The sequence below is a fragment of the Micromonospora palomenae genome, assembly GCF_007829925.1.
GTDB lineage: Bacteria > Actinomycetota > Actinomycetes > Mycobacteriales > Micromonosporaceae > Micromonospora > Micromonospora purpureochromogenes.
The window spans coordinates 1,387,120-1,405,468 of sequence record NZ_VIXA01000001.1 but is presented as its reverse complement, the minus strand read 5'-3'; the positions used below and the strand labels follow the sequence as shown (position 1 = coordinate 1,405,468).

Here is an 18,349-nt window from a genome sequence, read left to right as displayed (position 1 = left end):
GGCACATCCAGCAACCACATCGGTGCCGGCGTGGGCAGCAGCAGACCGTGTCCGCCGCTCAGCCGCCGGCGGTGTCGTAGGCTCCCCTCTGTGTCAAGACACCGTCGCGAGCGGGGTTCTAAGCTGGGTCGCGGCGGGTCCGGGAAGTGACTTCTCCGAAGAGCCGGCTTGGGGATGTGAGTTGGTCACGCTGGAGTCAGTAGTCGTTCCCCGGTGTCCTCCCGGGCCCGTCGCCACGGCTGCCGCGGCGTCGTTGATCATTCGCCGGTAGACGATGTCGGACAGGCGACGCTTCAGCGCGCGCATGGCTTCCATTGACGTCTTGCCGGAGGCTTTCTTCCGGTCGAAGTAGGCGCGTCCTTCGGTGGGGTTGCGCAGCTGGACGGTGGCCATGATGTGCAGCACCCGGTTGATCTGTCGGTTGCCGGCGCGGGAAAGCCGGTGGCGTACCTGCTCGCCGGAGGAGGCGTCGATGGGGGCGGTGCCGTTCCAGGAGGCGAAGTGGGCCCGGTTCGGGAACCGGGTGATGTCGCCGACCTCGACCAGCAGCCGGGCGGCGCCGGAGGGTCCGATGCCGTGCAGGTCCATCAACGTGGTGCCGGTGGAGGCCACCAGGTCCTTCAGTTCCTTGTCGGCTTCCTTGGAGCGTTGGTAGACCCGTTCGAGGTCACCGATCAGCTCCGCGGCGACCCGCCGGCGGGCCTTGCCGACCGCGTCACGGGGTCTGACCGTGGCCAGCAGTGCCTTGGCCTGGGCGGCGGACAGGCTCTTCTTCGCTCCGCCGGGGATCAGTTCCAGCAGCAGCTGGTGCAGCTGAGAGACCATCCGGGTGTGGTCCTCGCCGAGGGAGCGGCGCCGGTCGACCAGAATCCGTAGCAGAGCCAACTGCTCGTCGTTGACGACCGGGCGCAGTCCCGCCATCCGGGTGCCGACCAGCGCGACGGAGTGGGCGTCGGTGGCGTCGGTCTTGCGGCCCTGCCCGGTGGCGAACACCCGCGCCCGGGCCGACAACTTCGGTGGCACGTCGACGACCTGCTCGCCATCGGCCAGCAACCGGTTGGCGATATGCCGGCCGATACCCTGGCAGCCCTCGATCGCCCAAACCCGGTTCGGCCACTGCCTGGCGTACTTCCTCATCGCCGCATAGCCACCCCGGCCGGTGTCGAAGCGGCTCGCGCCGACGACGGTCTCGTCGCCGGCCATGACCTCGATCGTGGCGGAGCGCTTGTGCGGATCCATACCGATGACCACGCGATCCGACGTGACACTCAACAGGTCCTCCGATGCTCGATACCACCTGGTTCGTCGAGCCGGGAGGGCAACGCTACTTCGAGCAGAGCAAACCCCTCTTGAGCCTCTCCCCGCCCTGGCGGCGCCCGGGACTGCGCAGGCCAAATGAGAGCCACACCAGCGTGGGCAGCCGAAATGAGAGCGACAGCCCGGGCACCTCCACCGAAGCCTGGCCAGGCCACGGTCGTAGGTCAATGAAACAAGTAGCCGAATTGAGTGCACGTGACCATGCCGGCCAGGCGTGGCGCTTCACGCGAGGTTGAAGGTGGCCCCGGAAAGCGGCGAGGGTGGCCCCTAGGACGTTGAGCACGACGGCGTTGCGGACGTGTCCATGGCCGGACCATGCTTGAGGAAAGATCAGATTCCACCGTTCGATAAATCGGTGACCGGCCGATCGTCGCTTCCGATCAACGTGGTCAGCCCATTAGCGTCTGATGTCTCGATGGCGAGGAGCGGGGGCGCATGGCGGGGCAGTCCATCGATCCAGGCGAGCGGGCGGTGGCAGCGCGCCGGATCATCAAGCGCGGACGTAAGGAACGTGACCTCCCTAAAATCGAACAGGGCATTGCGGAGCTTCGCGCTCTCCTAAAGAACTACGGTTGGACCGACGGGGCCCGCCCGGTGCTGCTCGCGGATCTTGCCGAAGGCCTGATCGAACGGTCGGAGTTGACCCGTAGTCGAAAGGACGCGGCCGAGGCAGCGGGCATGATGCGCGAATCGCTCGACGGCGAGATGGACGACGAGATCCGCGCTCTCGGATTGTGGCAGCTGAATCTCGCGCACCGGCGCTGCTACGAGTTCGGCGGGCCGGTCTCGGAACTAGAGGCGGCCGACCTGGCCCTTCGAAAGCTGCAGGCCCTGGATGCGATGCCGCCGGCGATGGTCGCATCCGCCGTGGGTCTCCTGCGAGGGGAGTGGTACGCCGCAGTCCGGGACGTCAGCCTGCTGGATCCGGCGATCGACCTGCTTGCCGATTCGCTGCAGGAGGATCCGTCCAACGGCGCCATCCTCGCGCACCTCTTACAGTACCGAGTGGAACACTCAAGACGTCTGGAGGACGCGGACAGCCTGGTGGAGCTGTGCCAGAGCCTGCTGTCGGTCGACCGGCGCACGGCTTCGTTCTTCCTTGGATCAGCGTGCCGCCTGCGCTACGACATCACTCGACAGCCGGAGGACCTGGACGGCTCGGTGTCAGCCCTCCGCACCACGATCGACCTGTACCCGGAGCCTGAGGACGAGCAGGCCATGGCGATGTCTTTGCTGGTCCGGAGCCTGGTGGAGCGGTTCGATCACCGCGGGCAGCAGCACGATCTCACCGAGGCGCTAAGCGTCGCGGAGCGGGCCTGCACTATCCGCGTCGAGGATCCCGCGACCCGTGCCGGCGTGGAGACAAATCTGGCCCTCGCTTACACCGCCGCTCACGAGCGCACCGGCGACGTAAAGCATGCCCGGCAGGCCGAGCGGCTGCACCGCGCCGCGTTGACCGGCATCGGTGGGGGTGGACCCGAGCGGGCCGCGCTCACCATGAACATGGCCACCGAGATCGCAGACTCGGTTGCGGACACCAATGGCGAGGAAACCACCTCCGTGCTATGGGCCGGGCTACGGCAACGCCGGGCGAAGCGCCGGGATACCGGGCAGATCGATGAGGCAATCCGGCTGGCCCGGCAGGCGGTGGACATGCTGCCCGTGGGGCACCAGGAGCGCGCTGTCTACCAGTGCAACCTGTCGTCCATACTGCTGCGCCGCCATAAGCTCGCCGGCCGGACCGAGGACGTCACGGAGGCGGTACGACTGGCTCGGGAGGCCGCCGACGCGACCCGGGATCGCGGAGCCGCGAACGCCAGGGCACTCACCGCGCTGGGCTATGCCCTTCAGCGCGAAGGCCGGGCACCGCTGTCCGAGATCATCGCGTTGTGGCGGGCAGCGAGCGCCGAGACGAGCGCGCAGACGGAGGTGCGCCTGATGGCCTGCCGGATGTGGGCGCAAGCGCTGATGAAGTCGGACGATATCCCCGCTGCACTCGAGCCTTACACCGCTGCGGTCGACCTGTTCACCGAGCTGACCTGGGCCGGATCTGCGGCTGAGGACAGCGAGCACCGGATGGCGAACTGGCCCCACCTGGCGAACGACGCAGCAGCCTGCGCAGTCGCCGCCGACCAGCCGGAACGCGCGCTGGAGCTGCTGGAACGCGGCAGGGCGGTGCTCTGGTCGCAGACTTTGAACCTCAACGGCGACCTCGCCGACCTGCACGACCAGCGGCCCGCAGCGGCCATCAAGCTGGAACAGCTGTTCGGTCAACTGCGCGCGGACGGCGGCGACGTCGCCCGCCGGGCCGCCCTCTCAGACCAGATTACGGCCCTGGTCGGGGAGATCCGGACCGATCCGCGGTTCACTGATTTCCTCGGCACACCGTCGGCGAGCACGATCCGGGACGCGACAGCCGACGGCCCAATCGTGGTCATCAACGCGAGCATGTGGCGCTGCGACGCTCTTGTGGTGACCCCGGCCGGCGTCGAGGTCATCCCGCTGCCCGACGCCGGGCCGGCCGAGCTGGTCCGGCGGGCTCGGCAACACCTGGCGTCGGTGCTGGAGGAAGCTCGAAGCATGGAGCGGGACCTGACCGACCTGCTCGACTGGCTCTGGCACGCGGTTGGGCAGCCAGTCCTTGGCGCGCTGGGCGGCAGCCGACCGGGCCGGCTGTGGTGGTGCCCCACCGGGCTGTTTGCGATGCTGCCCCTGCACGCCGCGCAACCGCGCGACGGCTCGCCCGGCATGTTGGACCGCGTGGTCTCGTCGTACACCCCGACCGTGGCGGCGCTACGGCACAGCCGTGCGCCCCGGCCCGCGAAGCCGGCGTCACTAGTGGTGGTCTCGGTCGGCGACCTGCCCCGCCAAGAACTCAAGGGAGCGAAGGCCGAGGCGGCCGCGGTGGTGAGCGGGGCCGATCGCCCAGCGGAGTGGCTGGACTCCTCCGAGGCGACACCCGCCGCGGTGCTCGCCGCCCTGACCCACGCCTCTTGGAGCCACTTCTGCTGCCACGGCATTGTCCACCTGGAGAAACCGTCGCGCAGCGGCCTATTACTGGCAGGCGGCGAGCTGCTCTCCGTCGCCCGGCTGCGCGCCGCGCCAACCAGCGGCGAGTTCGCCTTCCTGTCGGCCTGCCACACCGCACTCGCCGGCGTCGCCAACACCGACGAGGCCATCACCCTGACCGCGGCACTCCAGTACGCCGGATGGCGGCAGGTCGTCGGCACCCTGTGGCCGCTCGACGACGCCGTCGCCGTCGACCTGGCCAAGCGCTTCTACGAGCAACTCGGCCAGCGGGCGGACGGTGCGCCGGACGCCGAGACCGCGCTGCACCGCTCGATCCGCTGGCTCCGCGAAACCCGTCCTGACGAGCCCAGCCTCTGGGCGAACCTGATCCACTTCGGTGCCTGACCCTAAGGAACACAGTGATCTCTGGACTTTGGCAAACTATCGCCCTCGGCGTCCTCGGCGCGTTCATCGCCGAGCTACTGCGGATCACCCCCGCCCTCAAGAAGAACAGGATCCCGACGGGCGGCGAGATAGCAGTCTCGGTCATCTACACGCTGCTCGGCGGCGGGGCCGCGCTGCTCGGTTGGGAGGAGCCGCAGCGCGCGTTCACCGTAGCGGTGTTGGGTGCTGCCTTCCCGCTGCTGTTCTCTAGCGCGGTCAGGGCGACCGCGCCCACCGGACGCACGCGCCGGGGAAACACCAGGCCGGCTGCCGAACTCGTGGACTACGCCGCCGGCCGGTTCTGAGTCCCTGGCGACTGCCTGACTGCTGCTACGTCGAGGTCAAGAATGGCCCGCCGTAACTACCTGCTGCCCCAGCGTTTCGCGATCCCGTGGACCAAGGGCGCCGAGAAGCGGGACCACCGGTCCTGAAGCCACCGCCCGGGCGCACGTCACCGCCGCGTTGGTGGCTGGGCTTACTGCCCTGCGGGAGCAGATCAACGTGCTGGAGGAGCAGATCGAGCTTCAGCTGCTGCAGCATCCCGACGCGGCAGTGTTCACGTCCCTGCCCCGTGCAGGGATTGTGCGAGCGGCGCGGCTCCTGGCGGAGATCGGTAGCGCCGCCTGTCATCCGCAGGATGCTGTGCTCCTGCCCGCCCCATTGCAGCGCAAGCCCGATCACCGGTCCATAATCGGACCCGCTCAGCGGCGGCTCGTGCTGCCACGGCGTCGCGGTCACTATAGTCGGCGGGCCGCCGACCAAGCCCTCGAACGGTCGAACACGTTCTTCGCCGTCGGCCGCGTCTTGGACACCGTACGGCTGTTGCACGGTGCCCTGGCGCGCCTGATCCGCGGCGATTCCGGGGTTCGGCTGGTCCACGCCACCCTCGCCACCGCCGAGGCGTACCAGCGGCTGCACCTGTACGCGGCGCCAACTCACCCTCCGGCAGCCGATCGACCTCGCAGCGGTCCGCCACCTGCTGACCGTCCGCTACCGGTGGAACGCCGACGATGTCGCCCACGAAGCGACTGGAGCACCTCATCGCCGACGACGTCGACCTCGCGCGGGAGAAGGTGACGATCGTCGACGACGAGCTGCCGGTCACCGTGCGGGACCTGCTGGCCCTACTGCGCGACAAGGCCACCGCCGCTGGCCCGACGACCCGCCGCCACGTGGCCACCACCGCGATCGGCAAGGCCGGCGGCGACACCGGCGTGCTCTGGATGGACCTGGTCGACCACGACGGCGCGACCCGGGGCGCCGTCACTGGTGTGAAAGGCAACGAAGACGCGGCCAGCTGCGGACCTTCGCCACCGGCGCCCGGGAGGCTGCCCGAAGTGCCCTCTACCTCGGTGACGGCGACGAGGCCGGGTACCTGGACTGGTCGGTGCGGACCTCCGGCGGCGGGCGGAACCTGGAGATCGGCGACGGCGCCGACGCGGTGGACTTCGACCTCAACCCCACCCAGATGCGGGAGCTGCACGACGCGCTCACCGTCACCATCACCGCCGACGACGTCGCCGACGCGCCCGGCGCCTACTGGCCCCAGGAGAACGACGAGCGGTACATCGACTGGTCGGACTACGAGTACGAGCGCGGCTTCAGCCTGGAGGCCGGCGACGGCACCCGCACGGTGAACCTGACCCTGACCATGAAGCAGTTGCGGGCATGGCGAGACCGGCTGGCCACCGAACTCAGCGACGGGTAACACGGTGGGCGTCACCAAAGCGGGGCGCAGCTGCTCATGGCGCGTCAGGTGACCCAAGGCTCGATTGTCCCTACCTACCCGCTCAGGTCCACGCCGGAAGCTCTGCCGCCCTGACTACCTTCGGTAGTGGCGCTTCGGTAAGGGTGCTTAAGGTCCTTGATGCTCACGCTTGAGGTCGGTTCTTTTCAGGCGCGCACGAACCCTCGCGAGTGCCTCGACGAGTAGCACGAATGGCCGTCCATATGAGATTCTCTGTGTGGCGGAAATACCGGTTAATCGGCCGCTACTCCCGAACCAATACCTCCTAAGGAGAGGCACTTGGCACTGCCGACCGCACCGACCAACCCTCAGGAACCCAACTCACGGGACGGTGAGCAGGAGGCTCTGCTGACGCTGACCATGGCGTCTGGCCTGCTGGAGCTTCTGAACAAGCTGGGTCCGGTTACGGGCTGGACCCCCATCCTGGCTGGAGTGGGGGCCCTGACCGTGGCGAGAACCTTGATCGTGCTCTGGCGGGAGCGTAACGATCGCTGATTCAGCCTAACTTCTAACTAGTTCCACTAGGGGGCCGCGATGCGGCCCCCTAGTTTTATATCATATGAGTTAGTGATTTCGGAAGAGCTGAGATGCGGCCACCGTGTCGCTGAACTTTTGTTGGCCGGCTCTAGATTAATTAGTTTTGAAAGTCCGGGGCGACGGTTCCTTTGCGGATCGCCTTTATTGATTTACGTGTGCAGTGAAAAGCTGCGCACGACAAGCGTTTAAAGCCTCCATTGCGTACGCCCGAAGACTCAGCGTCAGGCGAGGAAGGGCCGCGAGGCCGGGGGCCGGACGAGGCCGGGGTGAGGCCGGGGGCCGCGACGAGGCCGGGGTGAGGCCGGGGGCCGCGACGAGGCCGGGGTGAGGCCGGGGGCCGCGACGAGGCCGGGGTGAGGCCGGGGGCCGCGACGAGGCCGGGGTGAGGCCGGGGGCCGCGACGAGGCCGGGGTGAGGCCGGGGGCCGCGACGAGGCCGGGGTGAGGCCGAGTCGGGATGGGACCGGAGAGACAGGGACCGGGACCGGGACCGGAGAGATCGGGACCGGAGACCGCGGACCGGAGAGACCGGGACCGGAGACCGGAGGGACCGGAGACCGGAGGGACCGGAGACCGGAGGGACCGGAGACCGGAGGGACCGGAGACCGGAGCGGAGGTACCAGGACATGTCCATGGACACGTCCTCGCGGACACGTCCTCGCGGACATGTCCGTGCGGTCCGCGGTCCGCGGTCCGCGGTCCGCGGTCCAGGAGGACATGTCCGCGAGGACGTGTCCTCCTGGACCGTGTTCGCTCACGCGTCCACCGGTACCCCGACCGGCTCACTACCGCGGTACCGACCGGCTCACTACCGCGGTACCGACCGGCTCACTACCGCGGTACCGACCGGCTCACTACCGCGGTACCGACCGGCTCACTACTGCGGTACCGACCGACTCCCGGGGTACCGACCGACTTCCGGGGTACCGACCGACTTCCGTACCACCGGCACCGACCGACTCCCGGGGTATTGCTCGCCGCCTGGGCGTTCCGGCTGCTCGTTCCGCCTTGCTCCGGCTGCTCGTTCCGCCATTGCTCCGGCTGCTCGTTCCGCTCTGCTCCGGCTGCTCGTTCCGCCTTGCTCCGGCTGCTCGTTCCGCCTGTTCGTTCCGCCCTTCCGGCGCCAGCGGTACCCCGAGAGTCGGTCGGTACCGGTGGTACGGGAGTCGGTCGGTACCCCGGGAGTCGGTCGGTACCCCGGGAGTCGGTCGGTACCCCGGGAGTCGGTCGGTACCGCGGTAGTGAGCCGGTAGGTACCGCGGTAGTGAGCCGGTCGGGGTACCGGTGGACGCGTGAGCGAACACGGTCCAGGAGGACACGTCCTCGCGGACATGTCCTCCTGGACCGCGGACCGTGGACCGCGCGGACCGTGGACCGCGCGGACAGTGGACCGTGGACCGCGCGGACAGTGGACCGTGGACCGCGCGGACAGTGGACCGTGGACCGCGCGGACATGTCCGCGAGGACGTGTCCATGGACATGTCCTGGTACCTCCGCTCCGGTCTCCGGTCCCTCCGGTCTCCGGTCCCTCCGGTCTCCGGTCCCTCCGGTCTCCGGTCCCTCCGGTCTCCGGTCCCTCCGGTCTCCGGTCCCTCCGGTCTCCGGTCCCTCCGGTCCCGGTCCCGGTCTCTCCGGTCCGCGGTCTCCGGTCCCGATCTCTCCGGTCCCGGTCCCGGTCCCTGTCTCTCCGGTCCCATCCCGACTCGGCCTCACCCCGGCCTCGTCGCGGCCCCCGGCCTCACCCCGGCCTCGTCGCGGCCCCCGGCCTCACCCGGCCTCCCGGCCTCGCGGCCTCGCCTGGCCTCGCGGCCTCGCCTGGCCTCGCGGCCTCGCCTGGCCTCGCGGCCTCGCCTGGCCTCGCGGCCTCGCCTGGCCTCGCGGCCTCGCCCGGCCTCGCGGCCCCCGGCATGCGCCGCTTCCTCGCCTGACGCTGAATCTTCGGGCGCACGCGATCGAGCCCTAGACGCGTGGTGCACGAAGTTAATCGGCAAGCATGGTTACACGCACTACCACCAACTCCGGCATCGAGCACTCCAACGAGCCGCCGGCTTGCTCACCTTCATGACCATGACTCTTCTCTAGTCCTGACTTCGAGATCGATCGCAGGTGGCGGCGCGAAGCAGTAAGGCGGATCGGCTATCCCCCGGCATCGCTCTCAGTGTTAGGCCGGTGAGAGGCTTCAGGTGGAAGCCAGCCGGCTGCGCCGTCAGGTCGCCGCGACGACTGGGGCAGAGCATCTGCGGGCGCCCAGCGAGGCTGCCGTGCCGATGGCCCGACGCGGTGTGCTCCGACCCGGGCCGGCACTCCGATGGCTCGCCCCTGGGGCCGCCGCGCCGACACCGGCAGGAGTTGACCGCAGGCTGGGTGACAGGTGAGACGTCCTGAGGTCCCTCCCTCGACCGATCGCTAGGTGCCCTCTCGCCCCGACGGGCTAGGCCTGTTCGCCAAGAAGTGAGGATTCCTCATCTACACCTCGCAGGAGCTTATGTCCTTTTTGTATTCTTGGTCGAGTTTGCCCATCGCGGTATACGGATGTGACTTGCGTCACTGCCTCTCGCCGGTGGCTTGGGCTGGCTGAACCCTGAGGCGATGTGTCGCCGCTGTGACCCCAGCAGAAGTTACGGAGAGTGACCTCCGCCGCTTCCCCCCTCTTGTCCACCGCCTATCGCTCAGCACTCTGCGGTGGTTGCCGGTCATGCCCTCATAACTGATCTTATGCGCATCGATCCCGCGGACGTCGCCCTGGCTCTGGCGTGTCGGCATCCTGTTGATCGCTAGGGCTCTGACCACGAAGGTTCGCGGTGTTGGATGACACGCCGCCCGGGTTGGCTGACGGGCGGCGTCGCGGGCTTCAGGCTGTGGCGGCGGCAGAGCCCGTGCGGCGCTCGGCGGCTCAGGTAACCAGGAGGGATCGTGGCACCGCGATGAAAGTGGTCCAGCGCGATGGGGGAGCAGGTGTGAGGATGGGCGGGCCAAGCACCGTTGACCGGTCAGCAGAGCGGGTCTGCCCGGGGGCACCGCCGCTTAGGCGGCCCGCCGCGTAGGCCCTCTACTCACCAGGCGCGAGATCGCGCCGCAGCGACAAAAGATCTTGCACGACGGCAAGCAAGGAGTACCCGTGCACAAGATCCTCGGCCGTGACCCCGCGATCTTCCTCGCGGTCATCGCCGCGGCGATCAAGCTGATCGCCGCGTTCTTCATCGACCTGACCGCCGACCGGCAGGCAGTCCTCAACACCGTGGCGGCCGCTGCCGTCGGTGCTGCCGTCGCGTCCGTCGCCCGCAAGGAAGGCTAGCTCGCCGCCCTGCCGAGCTTCGCGCAGGCCGGACTCGCCGCGGGTGGTCGGCTTCGGCCTCGACATGAGTGCCGAGGACCAGGCCGTGCTCCTGAGCTCCGTCTCCGTCGTGCTCGCCATGTTCGAGCGGACGCAGATCACCGCGCCCGTGGCCCCTCACGGACACCGGGCCGACGCCGGCCGACCTCGACGTTCCGGCCGAGGGCACGGCGCTGCGCGAGTGACCGGAATGCGGCCGAATCCCGGCTAGTGGGCGGTTGATGTCGCGGGTACGGTGCCCCGCATGACCACACCTCCCCCCGCCGAGTTCCCTCCCCCCGCCGAGGTCCCACCGCCGGCCGCCGACGTGTCCACGCAGGCGCCGGCGACCGCGCCGAAGCGGAGCAAGCTGCCGATCGTCCTGGCCGCCGTCGCCGGTGCCATGGTGCTGATCGCCATCGCGATCGGCGGCACGTTGTGGTTCGTCGGCCGCGACGACCTCACCCAGGAGCAGGCTCAGCGGGAGTGCCGCACCGCGATGGAGCGGGAAGCCGACCAGCGCGCCGACCGCGTCGGCGGCGCCAGCGAGGGCGTGCTGATCTCGGTAACCGGGGTGGAGCTCCACGACACGTGGGAGACGGACAAGGGTTGGTCGGTCAACGGCACCGCCAGCATCACCATGACCACCGCGCTGATCGGTCAGACACCGACGTCGGTCGGCCTGACCTGCGAGGCCGTCGCGACGGACGACGGCGTACGCACCACCGTCAAAAACCGGCTCTGAAACCTACGCGAAGAGGCCGCCGCCTCCACCTGCTACGGGCGGGCGGAGGCGGCGGCCTCTTACGTTCATCCGATCTGACCCGGTGATCGGCCGGCCAACCGGGGGCGCTGTGACGGCGTGGGTCAGCTTGTCTGTTGTCAGCTGGCCTTGACGAGCGCCTCGGCGACTATCGAGCCGACAGCCAGTAGCCCGTTGGTGTTGGTCTTGCGGGTGCTGCCTCGGATGACCTCTGGCCCCAGGGACGAGTGCGGTCGGCTGGACCGGTCCGCGAGCGGCCCCTGCTGCGGGGGGCCGGTAGTGAACCGGCCGCTGGTCAGGGCGGCCGTGACTACGATCAAGGCGTGAGCAGGGGCGGCGAGGTGAGGTCCATTCTCCCGGCGCGGGACGGCCCGGCGCAGGAACAGTCAGAAGTCGAGCTGATCGGACGTATCGGGGAAGCGGCTCTGCTCGATGACTTCCTCGCCGGCAGCACGACCGGTGGTGCTGCCCTGCTGGTCTCGGGGGAGGCGGGTGCCGGTAAGACGGCGCTGTTGGACCTCGCCGCGCCGCGAGCGGCGACACGCGGATTCCGCGTCCTTCGCGCGGCGGGTGTTGAGTTCGAGTCGGAGATGAGTTACACCGGTCTGCTCCGGGTGCTCACCCCGCTGCTGGCCGGGCTCGATCGGCTGAGCCCGCCGCAGGAACAGGCGCTAAGTGTTGCGCTGGGGCTCACCGAGGGGCAGCCCCCGAGCCAGTTGGCGGTGGCGAACGCGACGCTGTCGCTGTTGCGGGACTCGGCGGTCGGCCAGCCACTGCTCCTGATCGTGGACGACCTGCCCTGGATCGACGCGGTCAGCGCCACGGTGCTCGCCTTCGTCGCCCGTCGACTCGCCGGTAGTCGGGTGGGTTTCCTCGCCGCCTTCAGGACGGGGGAAGGGGGCTGCTTCGAAGGCGCCGGACTCGACGAACTGGAGCTCAAGCCACTCGACGACGACGCCGCTGCCTGCCTGGTGACGATGCGATTCCCGGCCCTCAGCCGGCGGGCGCGTCAGATCGTCCTTGATCAGGCGGAGGGCAACCCGCTGGCGTTACTAGAGCTGCCCCGAGTGCTCAGCCAACCGCAGGGCGCGGAGGTGGCGCCAGGTCTTGCCGTCCTGCCGCTCAGCCAGCGCCTCAAGGGGACGTTCGCCGCACGGGTCAGCCAGCTCCCCGACAACACCCGCAAGGTGCTTCTGCTCGCCGCCCTCGAGGGCACCGGGGACATCGGCCTCCTCGATGCTGCCGCTGCTCGCGAAGGTGGGTTGAGCAGCCTCTCCCACGCCGAACGCGCCGAACTGGTGCATGTCGATATGAGCCGCTCGCGACTCGACTTCCGGCACCCCCTGGTCCGGTCTGCCGTCGTTCAGATGGCGAGCCCAGGCCAGCAACGCTCGGCACACGCGGCACTGGCGGAACACTTGCAGGACCAGCCGTACCGCCGGGCGATGCACCTGGCAGGGGCAACCGAGGGCAAGGACGAGTCCGTGGCGGGCCTCGTCGAAAGGGCCGCGGTGGAGATGCAGCGACGCGGCGACCCGGTGGGTGCGGTCACCGCACTACGCCGGGCTGCCGAGTTGAGCCCGCACGGCGGGGACGAGAGCCGGCGGCTTGCCCAGGCCGCCTATCTCCGCGCGGACGTGACCGGCGATCTGCGCGGAGTGCCCGAACTGCTGAACGACGCGCGGCGTGCCGACGCCGCCTCGACACAGTCCCTGGCCTCGGCTGTCGCGCTGTCCTCGCACCGACTTCACATCGACGGAGACGTTGATTCGGCGCACCGTACGGTGGTGGAGGCCATCGATGCACTTCCCGACCGTGACGCGCCGGACCAGACTCTCATCGAAGCTCTCTACTACCTGGTGGCAATCTCGTCGTTCGGTGCTCGTGACGAACTCTGGCGACCGGTCCACGTGGCGATCGACCGGCTCGGCCCGCGTGTCCCGGAATTCCTGGCGCTCCTCGCCACGACCTACGCTGACCCGGTTCGGCTCGCGGGGCCGATGCTCGGCCGACTCGACACGGCGGTCGCGCGTTTGACCAGCGACACCGACCCAGGTCACATCGTCCGGGTGGCGATCGCGGCGGGGTATGTCGATCGGTTGCCCGCCTGCCGCGGACCACTGTCCCGCGTGGTCGAGCACGGCCGGACCGGTGGGGCGATCACTGCCGCGATCCAAGCGCTCCTGCTGCTGGGCAATGACGCCTTCAGCGCCGGCGAGTGGGACAGGTCGACGCAGCTGTGCGGCGAGGGTCTCGAGCTGTGCGAGAGGCACGGCTACCGGCTGCTGGGCTGGCCGATCATGCACCAACGGGCGATGATCGCGGCCGCGCGAGGCGACACCGACGAAGCACTCGCCGTTGCCGACCAACTGGACACCTGGGCGACGCCGAGGCGGGTAGGCCTCGTCACCGCCTACGCATCGGGCATCAGAGCGCTGGCCGCCCTCGGGCGGGGCCAGGCCGACGAGGCGTTCCGGCACGCGAACGCCGTCAGCCCCGCGGGAACGCTCGCCTCGCACCTGCCGTACGCGATGTGGGCGATCCTCGACCTCGTCGACGCCGCCACCCTTGCCGGACGGCACCGCGAAGCGGCAGCGCACGCGGCCGCCGCCGAACGTGCCCGGCTCCGCGATATCTCGCCCCGCCTGGCGCTCATCGCCATCGGATCGTCAGCGATCGCCGCGCCCGACCACCGCAAGCGAGACCTGTTCGAGGAGGCACTCGCCGTGCCCGGCGCGGACCGCCATCCGTTCGAGTTCGCCCGGATCACGCTCTACCACGGCGAACACCTACGCAGGAGCAAGGCCGTCGAAGAGTCGCGAGAGCCCCTTGCCGCGGCCCGGCGCATCTTCCAGCGGCTAGGTGCCGAACCGTGGGCGCAGCGAGCAGGTCGTGAGATACGGGCGGCCGGACGCTCCACCGGCACCCAGCCGGCGGAGCGCGCCACGCTCACCGGGCAGCAGCGGGAGATCGCGCAACTCGCGGCGGCCGGACTCACCAACAAACAGATCGGTGAACGGCTGTTTCTCTCTTCCCGGACCGTGGGCACACACCTGTACCAGGTCTTTCCGAAGCTCGGCGTCACTTCTCGCGCCGAGCTTCGCGACGCACTGGCGAAGCTACCCTCGGATGACCGAGACAACTGACGGGACCGGATCGGCGAAGCTGCCGTCGGCCTCGTCGGACGTGACCGACAGCAGCCAGACGGCTGGTGTCAGGAGAGGCTGTGGTGACGGGTCCTGACGCCACCTCAGGTGGCGCCGGCAGCCGACTCATCGGGCGCGAGGCCGACGTCGGATCCCTTCGTGCGTTCGTCGACCGGGCCGTCTCCACCGGCAGTGCCCTCGTGCTGACGGGAGAGGCCGGGGTGGGTAAGACAGCGTTGCTGGAGTCGGCTTCCCAGCACGCGGCGGAAACCGGTACGAGAGTGTTGAGGGCGGCCGGGGCGCAGTTCGAGGCCGATCTGAGCTACGCGGGGCTCAACCAGCTCCTGTACCCCCTGCTCGACGACATCGGCCGGCTCGCCGCCGCGCACCGTGCGGCCCTGACCGTCGCCCTGGGTCTGAGCGGCGGATCACCCCCGGAGCCCCTGGCGCTGTCGAGAGCCGTGCTGGACCTGCTGCACCAGGCCGCCGGCGAGCGCGGACTGCTGATCGTGGTCGACGATCTTCCCTGGATCGACCGGGCGAGCTCGGTCACGCTCACGTCCATCGCTCACCGGCTGGCCGGCAGCAGGATCGCATTCCTCGCTGCGCGACGCTCCGGCGAGGAAGGGTTCTTCGATCGAACCGGCATCGACGAGTACGAGGTTGATCCACTGGACAACGCCGCGTCAGCCGCCCTGCTGACGGATCGGTTTCCCGCGCTGGCGGCCCCCGTTCGGCAACGCCTGGTAGCCGAGGCGCAGGGAAATCCGCTGGCACTTCTGGAGTTACCGGCATCGCTCACCGGCCCGCAACGCACCGCGCAGAATCGCCTGCCACCGCTCCTGCCCCTGAGCCGCCGACTCCAGAACATGTTCGCCTCAAGGATCGCGAACCTCCCAGCGCCAACCCGCCGCCTGCTGCTGACCGCCGTGCTCGACGGGACAGGAGACCTGGGCGTACTGGGCAGTGCTGCGGTCGGGCACCCTTCGGCGAATCTCGCGCCTGCCGAGCGGGCCCACCTGTTGCAGCTGGACCGCGACGAGAATCGACTGCTGTTCCGCCATCCGCTGACGCGATCCGCTGTTGTCCAACTCTCCACGAGCGAGGAGCGCCGAGAGGCGCACCGGTGGCTGGCAGACCACTACCAGGACCAGACTGATCGGCGGGCGTGGCATTTGGTGGAAGCTGCGGTGATGCCGGACCCGGAGGTCGCGTCCCTCCTGGAAGGAGTCGCAGACGCCACCCTCCAGCGTGGTGATGCGGTGGGCGCGGTCACCGCCCTGCTCCGCGCCGTCGACGTCAGTCCTCGCGGTCGCGAGCGGAGCCGCCGGACGGCCGAGGCCGCATATCTCGGGGCGAACATCACGGGTGACCTGCACCGGGCGACCCGACTGCTCGACGAGATTCGCCGCACCGACCCGGGGCGTGCGAGCTCAATGGCCTCAGCGATCGCTGCCTCGTCGCTACTGCTGAACGGTGACGGGGACGTCGACACGGCGCACCGGTTGCTCGTCGGCGCCCTGGAGATGGAGAGCGACGTCGATCTGGCTGAGGAGAAGAACCTCGTCGAGGCGTTGCACATGCTGCTACTGGTCTGCCTGTTCGGTGGCCGGCCGGAGTTGTACGCGCCCTTCGACGCCGCAGTCAGCCGACTCGGCTCCCGGACCCCCGAACTCCTCTGGATCACCAGCAGGACCGTCGCCGACCCGGCTCGTACCGCACCCGAAGCTCTTGACCGGCTCGACGCCATGCTCTCCGGCGTGGAGAGCGAGGTGAACCCGAGCCGGATCGTCCGGATCGGCATTGCCTGCGCCTACGTCGACCGGCTGGTCTCATGCCGCGCCGCATTGTGGCGAGTGGTGGAGAGCGGACGTACCGGTGGTGCGGTTGCCTCGGGGATCGAGGCATTGTTCCTGCTCGGCAACGATGGCTTCTTCGCGGGGGAGTGGGACCGGACCCTTGCCGCGATCGAGGAAGGTCTCGAACTGTGTGCCGACCACGGCTATCGGGTGCTGACCTGGCCCGGGGTTTTCCTGCGAGGGCTCATCCATGCTGCTCGGGGGCGGACGGACGTGGCGTCGTCGCTGGCCGACGAGATGACCGGCTGGGCCACCCCCCGGGGCGTTGCCCTGGTGCAGTGCTATGCCGCTCACGTGCGGGCGTTGGCGGCGTTCGGCGAAGGGGACGTCGAGGCCGCCTACCAGCACGCGGCTGCGGTCAGTCCCGCAGGAGTCCTGGCCTCCCACAACGCCCACGCGATGTGGCTCGTGCTGGACCTGACCGAGGCTGCCGCCCGGACGAACCGGCACCGGGAGGCCGCAGCGCACGCCGCCGCCGCACGCGAGGCGGGGATCGCCGCCATCTCCCCACGCCTGGCGCTGCTCGTGGCCGCCGCCGCGGCCGTCGCCGCTCCCGCTGGCCGGGATGTCGAGCTCTTCGAGGAGGCGCTCTCGGTGCCGGGCACGCAGCGCTGGCCCTTCGACCTGGCTCGGGTCCACCTGATCTACGGGGAACGTCTTCGTCGGATGAAGGCCACCACGGAAAGCCGACGGCATCTCACCCAGGCGCGCGAGACCTTCCAACGGCTGGAGGCAGAGCCATGGGTCGAGCGGGCCAGCGCCGAGCTGCGAGCCACCGGCCTGGCCATCCCCACTGGTGTGGCCACCCATCTCCCAGTGCTGACGCCCCAGCAACAGCAGATCGCCTTGCTCGCGGCGCGGGGCATGACGAACAAACAGATCGGCGCGCGGCTCGCTCTCTCCCCGCGCACCGTAGCCACCCATCTGTACCAGCTGTTCCCCAAGCTGGGTGTCACGTCTCGCGCCGGCCTGCGGGACGCCCTGACCGAGCTGTCGGCGAAAGAAATTGGCGAACGGCCGCGCGAGGGCGAATAGGCGGCCGAGCGCATACGGCTCAGACGAGCCCTGAAGTAGGACCGGTGCCTGCATGCGTAGGCGTGCGGCCGGCCGGGGGCCGGAAGTGTCTTCCCAGGGGGCCTGCCGAGATGCAAGTCAAATGACTGAATCGGCCATCACCACGCCGCCCTAGTGTCGTTGACGCGCCACGCGGTGGCGCTCAGAGACAGGAGAAACACAATGAGTGCAGATTCGACGGCGAAGAACGTCGTCCTCGTGCACGGTGGCTTCGTCGACGGGTCCGGCTGGCAGGGTGTGTACGACCAGCTCACCAAGGACGGCTTCAACGTCACCATCGTCCAGAACCCGACCATCTCACTTCAGGGGGACGTGGCCGCCACCCGCTGGGTCCTGGACTGCCAGGACGGCCCGGTCGTCCTCGTCGGCCACTCCTACGGGGGCGTCGTCATCAGTGAGGCCGGGAACCACCCCAACGTGGCCGCGCTGGTCTACATCGCGGCGTTCGCTCCCGACAAGGGGGAGTCGGTCCAGACCCTCATCGCCGACCCGCCGCCCGGCGCGCCGGTGCCGCCGATCCTGCCGCCCCGCGACGACTTCCTGCTGCTCGACCGAGAGAAGTTCGCCGGATCCTTCGCCGCCGACCTGCCCGCGCAGCAGGCCGCCTTCATGGCTGACTCACAGGTGCCGTGGGGCGTGGACGCCCTGAGCGGTCAGGTGACCGAGCCGGCCTGGCGCAACAAGCCGAGCTGGTACCTCGTCGCCACCGAGGACAAGATGATCCCGCCGCCCGCGCAGCGGGCCATGAGCGAGCGTACGGGCGCGACGGTGACGGAAGCCGCCGGAAGCCACTCGATCTACGTGTCCCAGCCCGCCGCGGTGGCCTCGCTGATCAAGGACGCGGCCAGCGGAGCGAACAGCCCGTCCTAGCTCGACGCCGGGGAGACCCTCGTCGCCCGATCTTGGATCGACGGCCCGACCAGGTCTCCCAGCCACCCCGGCACCTCGAGCCGGCTGAACAGCGGCTGCCGAGCCGGGGTCGATTCCTGCCCGCTCTGATTCTGCCCGTTCCGCGTACCTGATCAACTCGGCCGGTTCTCACTGGCCGGGGCGCCACGCTGCGCCCTCGCGTCGCCACCCCGATAAGAGAAAGATGGACAGACAATGAACCTTCGCCGTCTCCTGCGGCCTTCCGCCTGGA

At 69.3% G+C, this 18,349-nt stretch carries 11 protein-coding genes; 10 read left to right on the top strand and 1 reads right to left on the bottom strand.

Features of this window, described 5'->3' with window-relative positions; all coding sequences use genetic code 11:
- Window positions 1-93: 93 nt before the first annotated feature.
- Window positions 94-1,239, bottom strand: a complete 1,146-nt coding sequence (locus tag FHX75_RS06355) for an IS110 family RNA-guided transposase (RefSeq protein ID WP_154937091.1) — start codon at window positions 1,237-1,239, stop codon at window positions 94-96.
- 513 nt (window positions 1,240-1,752) lie between these two features.
- Between FHX75_RS06355 and FHX75_RS06350 the strand changes: the two genes are divergently transcribed.
- From FHX75_RS06350 to FHX75_RS06305, 10 genes are all read left to right on the top strand, one after another.
- Window positions 1,753-4,731 (top strand): CHAT domain-containing protein, encoded by a 2,979-nt coding sequence (locus tag FHX75_RS06350; protein WP_154937090.1) that lies wholly within the window; start codon window positions 1,753-1,755, stop codon window positions 4,729-4,731.
- A 14-nt stretch (window positions 4,732-4,745) separates the two neighbouring features.
- A complete protein-coding gene (locus tag FHX75_RS06345; RefSeq protein ID WP_154937089.1) occupies window positions 4,746-5,075 on the top strand; it encodes a hypothetical protein in 330 nt (109 codons plus the stop codon).
- A gap of 42 nt (window positions 5,076-5,117) precedes the next feature.
- Window positions 5,118-5,201, top strand: coding sequence for a hypothetical protein (locus tag FHX75_RS32185; protein WP_154938871.1), 84 nt, complete (start codon window positions 5,118-5,120; stop codon window positions 5,199-5,201).
- A gap of 956 nt (window positions 5,202-6,157) precedes the next feature.
- Window positions 6,158-6,478 (top strand): hypothetical protein, encoded by a 321-nt coding sequence (locus tag FHX75_RS06335; protein ID WP_154937088.1) that lies wholly within the window; start codon window positions 6,158-6,160, stop codon window positions 6,476-6,478.
- 318 nt (window positions 6,479-6,796) lie between these two features.
- A complete protein-coding gene (locus FHX75_RS06330; RefSeq protein ID WP_154937087.1) occupies window positions 6,797-7,012 on the top strand; it encodes a hypothetical protein in 216 nt (71 codons plus the stop codon).
- A 3,159-nt stretch (window positions 7,013-10,171) separates the two neighbouring features.
- Complete coding sequence (locus FHX75_RS30600) at window positions 10,172-10,348, top strand: hypothetical protein (protein WP_170285296.1); 177 nt, start codon at window positions 10,172-10,174, stop codon at window positions 10,346-10,348.
- Window positions 10,349-10,631: 283 nt separating this feature from the next.
- The gene (locus FHX75_RS06320) at window positions 10,632-11,111 is read left to right on the top strand and encodes a hypothetical protein (protein ID WP_154937085.1); all 480 of its coding nucleotides are present in this window, start codon (window positions 10,632-10,634) and stop codon (window positions 11,109-11,111) included.
- 341 nt (window positions 11,112-11,452) lie between these two features.
- Complete coding sequence (locus FHX75_RS06315; protein WP_211364347.1) at window positions 11,453-14,275, top strand: helix-turn-helix transcriptional regulator; 2,823 nt, start codon at window positions 11,453-11,455, stop codon at window positions 14,273-14,275.
- A gap of 83 nt (window positions 14,276-14,358) precedes the next feature.
- Entirely contained in the window at window positions 14,359-17,169 is a 2,811-nt protein-coding gene (locus FHX75_RS06310) for an ATP-binding protein (protein WP_154937084.1), read from the top strand.
- A 201-nt stretch (window positions 17,170-17,370) separates the two neighbouring features.
- Window positions 17,371-18,078: an alpha/beta hydrolase gene (locus tag FHX75_RS06305; RefSeq protein WP_154937083.1), complete on the top strand. Its 708-nt coding sequence runs from the start codon at window positions 17,371-17,373 to the stop codon at window positions 18,076-18,078.
- The last annotated feature ends 271 nt before the right edge of the window (window positions 18,079-18,349 follow it).